We start from the raw sequence: 5,247 nt of genomic DNA on the forward strand, positions 1-5,247 counted from the left end.
GCGGCGCTGTGCGGCTGTCGGGCCCCTGCACAACTCCGGCGTAACGGTGTCCGGACGGCGGCTCGAGGGCCGCGGCGGCGCGCAATGCAGGAGTTGTGCAGGGGCGTTCCGCGTCGCCGGGCTTGTTGCAACGGCTTCTCCGACGCCGTGCCGACTTCCGCGGCTGCGGCCCAGCTGCTGCACAACTCCGGCGGAACGGTGTCCGACCGGCGGACCGAGCGTCGCGGCGGTACGTAATGCAGGAGTTGTGCAGGGGCGCTTCGCGTCGCCGGGCTTGTGGCAACGGCTTCTCCGACGCCGTGCCGACGTCCGCGGCCCCGGCACAACTCCGGCACAACTCCGGCACGAGCCGGCGGTCGCGGGTGCGGCGCGGGGCAGCGGCCGCACGCTGCAGGAGTTGTGCACCGGGTGCGTGCGCGGCGCGCAACGAAGAAGGGGCCGGATGCCGTGGCATCCGACCCCTGTCCGCGGGTGGGGCTCAGTAGTGGACCGAGACCTCGGTGCCGCGGTAGGCCCAGTCATAGAGCTCCTTGGCCTGCGGGATCGTCATGTTGATGCAGCCGTGGCTCATCGGCGTCCCGAAGTTGTTGTGCCAGTAGGTGCCGTGGAAGCCCTCGTCGCCGTTGAAGTAAGCGACCCAGGGGACGTCCTTGGTGCAGTAGTCATAGCCGGGGACGCAGCCCATGTCCTGCATGCTGGTCTTCCAGCCGATGCGGAAGTTGCCGGTGTGCGTGGCGTGGTCGCCGGCGCCCGACGAGATCGTGTAGGTGCGGTACACCTGTCCGTTCTGCCACAGCGTCGTCGTCTGCGTGCTGAGGTTGACGTCGATACGGCGCTCGGTCTTGGTGGTCTCGAACGGCGTCTCGGCGACGGTGAGTGCGTACTTGCCGTTGCCGTCGGCCAGCTGAGCGGCGAATGCCGCGGCGATGCCGGCGGTGTCGCCGAGCGCGCGGCCGGTCTGCCCCTCGGTGAGCGTGTGGATCACTTCGCCGCCCGAGTCCACGATGACGTCGGCGTTGACGGCGCCGCGATCGACCTGGCCCGGCAGGCCGTCCACGGCCTTCTGGATCTCGGCCTCATCGGCGGCGATGGTGAAAGCGCCGTGGCCGTCGGAGGTGACGGTGAGCCACGAGGCGGCGACCGCGCGGTCGACGGGGACGGTGCGCTCGTCGCCGATGTAGAAGCCGGCCGAATCGAGGATGCCGTTGAGCGTGGCGACGGCGGTGTCGGCTTCTTGCGTGCTGACGGGCGCGTCGACCGGAACGAATCCGGCCTGCACCGTGGTGCGGACGGTGCCGGCATCGAACGCGGACTGCAGCGCCGCGGTGACGGCGGAGACGTCGATGCCCTCACCGGCCTCGGCGGGCGTGGTGACGTACGACTGCGAGCCGGCGTCGAACGCGACGGTGGCGTCGACTGGGGCGCGATACGTGCCGGGGGCGCGTTCGCGCAGGACCGCCGCCGCTTCGGCGGGATCGACCTGGATCTGCACGCCCGTGCCGGCGGGGAACCAGGACGCGGGCTTCCACATCGGGTTCTCGGCGAAGGCCTTCTCGGCGATGGCGGTGGCGTCGACCGTCGCACCGAGCTCGGCGCCGGTGACGGTCACCTCGCCCACAGGGCTCTCGATGGTGACCTCGGTCGTTGCCAGGTGCGCGGAGATCGCCTGTGCGGCGCCGCCGGCGGTGAGCCCGCCGATCTGCACGCCGGCCACCGAGGCGCCGGGAGCGATGAGAACCAGCGAGGCCGCGATGAGGGCGACCGCGGTCGCGCCCGCGGGGATGCCGATCCACAGGCCCGAGCGGTTCTTCCGCTTGGCGGGCTCGGGCGGAGCCCAGGCGTAGGTGACGCCGTCGGTGCCGTTCGCGCCGTCGGTCATGTGAGAACCCCCGAAAGTCAGTCTTTCCATGGTATGCGGGCACTCTGGGCCTGGGCGGGGAGGTTTGTCACGTTCTGGTCACGCTGCCGCGGCTCGGATCACGGCGCGAAGACCTTGCCCGGATTCAGGATGCCGAGCGGGTCGAAGACCCGCGCGATGTCGCGCTGCAACCGCCATTGGTCGTCGCCGAGCTCGTCGGCGAGCCACCGGCGCTTGAGGACGCCGATCCCGTGCTCACCGGTGAGGGTGCCGCCCAGGGCGAGCGCGGCGCGGAACAGCTCTTCGGCGGCGTCCCAGACGACGGGGGGAACGTCGGGCCCGTCGAAGACGAAGTTCGGGTGCAGGTTGCCGTCGCCCGCGTGCGCGACGGTGGGGATCACGAGACCGAACTCCCGCTCGATGCGCCCGATCTCGTCGAACATCGCCGGGAGGGCGCTGCGCGGGACGGACACGTCTTCGATGAGCGTCGTCCCGAGCGTCTCCATGGCGGGGTGCAGTGCACGCCGCACCGCCAGGAGCTTCTCGCCCTCGGCATCGTCCGCGGCGACGGCGACACGGCCCCCGGCCGCCTGGAGCACCGCGGCGATCGCCCGCGCTTCGTCGGCGGCGACGGGTCCGTCGGTCTGGATGGTCAGCTGCGACGACCCGGCCGGCGCCGCGGGCAGTGACAGCAGTCGGTGGACGGCCGCGAGGCTCGTGGCATCCATCAGCTCCATGATGGCGGGCTGGATGCCGGACGCGGTGACCGCGGCCGAGGCCACCGCGGCCGCGCGCACGTCGTCGAACAGGGCGGTCAGGGTCACCCGCTCCCCGGCGACGATCCGGCGGAGCTTGAGGGTCGCGCCGACGACGACGCCGAGGATGCCCTCGGATCCGATGACGAGCGAGGTGAGGTCGAGGCCCGTGACGCCCTTCACGCTGCGATGGCCGAGGTGCATCAGGCGACCGTCCGCGAGGACGAGGTCGACGCCGAGCACCGCGTCGCGCACGACGCCGTACTTCGCGCACAGCAGTCCGCCCGCCCCGGTGGCGATGTTGCCGCCCACCGTCGAGATCGCGCGACTGGCCGGGTCCGGCGCCCACCACACCCCGTGCGGTGCGAGTCGGGCGTTGAGATCGGCATTCAGGATGCCGGGCTCGACCACCGCGAGCAGGTCGTCGGGGCGGACCTCGAGGAGGCGGTCCATGCCGCGCAGCGACAGGGCGATCTCGCCGCCGCCGGTGTTCGCGCCGCCCGCGAGCCCCGTTCCGGCGCCGCGGGGGACGACCGCGGTGCGGGTCGCCGTCGCGATCCGCATCACCGCCTGCACGTCGGCGACGGAGGCGGCGTTCACGACCGCGAGGGGCTGACCGTCGGCGGCGTGGCCGGATTTGTCGGCGCGCACCGACTCGAGGGCCGCGGGGGAGACGTCGACGCGCTCACCCAGCTCGGCGCGGAGCAGCGCGACGACGTCGTCGGTCACGCCAGGCGCCGCCGGCCGTTGAGAGCGCCGAAGGTCACGGCGACGATCGCGAAGATCAGCCCGATCCACGCCTGTCCCATGCTCCACCAGGCGATGGTGGCGGCGGCGTAGACGAAGAGCTCGACGATCGCGCGGACGAACGGGTGCACGGCGAGCACGGCCCGGGGCGAGACGAACAGCGCCCACACCACGATCGCCAGCGCCGGAGCGCCGAGGCCCGCGACGATGTTCCAGGGCAGCGGCCACGCGGTGAAGCCCCAGATCGCGAGGGTGACGAAGGCGGCCACGCCGCACAGGACGCTGCCGATCTCGACCGCCGTCGGACGCGGGCGCATGCCGGGGGCCAGGGGCGCCTGCGCGCGGACGTTCGGGGTATCGGTCACCCCGCCATTTTACGCGGGCCGCGGCGTGCGGCATCCGGAATACCTCGCGGACGAGCCACCCGCCCGGGCGCGTCGCGCGCGAACCCGGTAGTGTGATCGTCGTCGCGACTGGCGTTGAGGTGGGCCACCACCGGGGAGCGACCGCTTGACGGTATTCGACCGCACGCCTGGGTCGATGCGGTATCTCCGCGGACTCGCCCGAGCCCGCGGCATCCGAAGCCATCGTCAAGGAGATCGCATGACCGATCCGTACTTCAACGCCCCCCTCTCGGAGGTCGACCCCGAGATCGCCCAGGTTCTCGAGCGCGAGCTCGACCGCCAGCGCGGCTATCTCGAGATGATCGCGTCCGAGAACTTCGTGCCCGTCTCGGTGCTGCAGTCGCAGGGTTCCGTCCTGACCAACAAGTACGCCGAGGGGTACCCGGGTCGCCGGTACTACGGCGGCTGCGAAGAGGTCGACGTCGCCGAAGAGCTCGCGATCGAGCGGGCGAAGACGCTGTTCGGCGCCGGGTTCGCGAACGTGCAGCCGCACTCCGGCGCCACCGCGAACGCCGCGGTGCTGCACGCGATCGCCCGCCCCGGTGACACTCTGCTCGGCCTGTCGCTCGACCAGGGCGGCCACCTCACGCACGGCATGAAGATCAACTTCTCGGGCCGTCTGTACGACATCGTCGCCTACGGCGTCGACCCCGAGACCTCGCTCATCGACATGGACGAGGTGCGCCGTCTCGCCCTCGAGCACAAGCCGAAGGTCATCATCGCCGGCTGGTCGGCGTACCCCCGTCAGCTCGACTTCGCCGCGTTCCGCGCGATCGCCGACGAGGTGGGCGCGTACCTGTGGGTCGACATGGCGCACTTCGCCGGTCTCGTCGCCGCGGGCGTGCACCCGTCGCCGATCCCGCACGCCCACGTCGTCTCGACCACCGTGCACAAGACGATCGGCGGCCCCCGCTCGGGCCTCATCCTCACCAACGACGCCGACCTGGCCAAGAAGATCAACACCGCGGTCTTCCCTGGCCAGCAGGGCGGTCCGCTCATGCACGTGATCGCCGCGAAGGCGACGGCGTTCAAGCTCGCGATGACGCCGGAGTTCACGGAACGTCAGGAGCGCACGCTGCGCGGCGCGTCGATCATCGCCGACCGCCTCACGCAGGACGACGTCAAGAGCGCCGGCATCGCCGTGCGCTCGGGCGGCACGGACGTGCACCTCGTGCTCGTCGACCTGCGGGATGCCGAGATCGACGGCAAGCAGGCCGAAGACCTGCTGCACGAGATCCACATCACGGTCAACCGCAACGCCGTCCCCAACGACCCGCGTCCGCCGATGGTGACGTCGGGTCTGCGCATCGGCACGCCGGCGCTCGCGACCCGCGGCCTCGGCGACGCCGAGTTCACCGAGGTGGCCGACATCATCGCGCTTGCCCTGCAGCCCGGCGCCGACCTCGAGGCGCTCCGCGCCCGCGTGGCGACGCTCACCGAGGCGTTCCCGCTGTACCCCGGCCTGCAGCAGTAAGACCCGGCC

4 protein-coding genes and 1 riboswitch are annotated in these 5,247 nt (G+C 71.6%); of the genes, 1 reads left to right on the plus strand and 3 read right to left on the minus strand.

What is annotated here, in order from left to right:
* Positions 1–478: 478 nt before the first annotated feature.
* The 3 genes from LQV45_RS17070 to LQV45_RS17080 form a co-directional block, all read right to left on the minus strand.
* Positions 479–1,879, minus strand: a complete 1,401-nt coding sequence (locus LQV45_RS17070) for a L,D-transpeptidase family protein (RefSeq protein WP_230008051.1) — start codon at positions 1,877–1,879, stop codon at positions 479–481.
* A gap of 98 nt (positions 1,880–1,977) precedes the next feature.
* The gene (locus LQV45_RS17075; RefSeq protein ID WP_230008052.1) at positions 1,978–3,342 is read right to left on the minus strand and encodes an FAD-binding oxidoreductase; all 1,365 of its coding nucleotides are present in this window, start codon (positions 3,340–3,342) and stop codon (positions 1,978–1,980) included.
* Positions 3,339–3,725, minus strand: coding sequence for a YrdB family protein (locus LQV45_RS17080; RefSeq protein ID WP_230008053.1), 387 nt, complete (start codon positions 3,723–3,725; stop codon positions 3,339–3,341). The genes LQV45_RS17075 and LQV45_RS17080 overlap by 4 nt, the downstream gene beginning before the upstream one ends.
* 94 nt (positions 3,726–3,819) lie before the next feature.
* Positions 3,820–3,905: riboswitch (ZMP/ZTP riboswitch) on the plus strand.
* Positions 3,906–3,963: 58 nt separating this feature from the next.
* Between LQV45_RS17080 and glyA the strand changes: the two genes are divergently transcribed.
* On the plus strand, positions 3,964–5,238 hold the full coding sequence (gene glyA, locus LQV45_RS17085; protein ID WP_230008054.1) for a serine hydroxymethyltransferase: 1,275 nt from the start codon (positions 3,964–3,966) through the stop codon (positions 5,236–5,238).
* Positions 5,239–5,247 lie beyond the last annotated feature (9 nt).

The organism is Microbacterium sp. Bi128 (assembly GCF_918698205.1).

Coding starts and splice junctions, on each gene's coding strand:
- LQV45_RS17070 (WP_230008051.1), bottom strand. CDS start 1,879: ATGACCGACGGCGCGAACGGCACCGACGGCGTCACCTACGCCTGGGCT.
- glyA (WP_230008054.1), top strand. CDS start 3,964: ATGACCGATCCGTACTTCAACGCCCCCCTCTCGGAGGTCGACCCCGAG.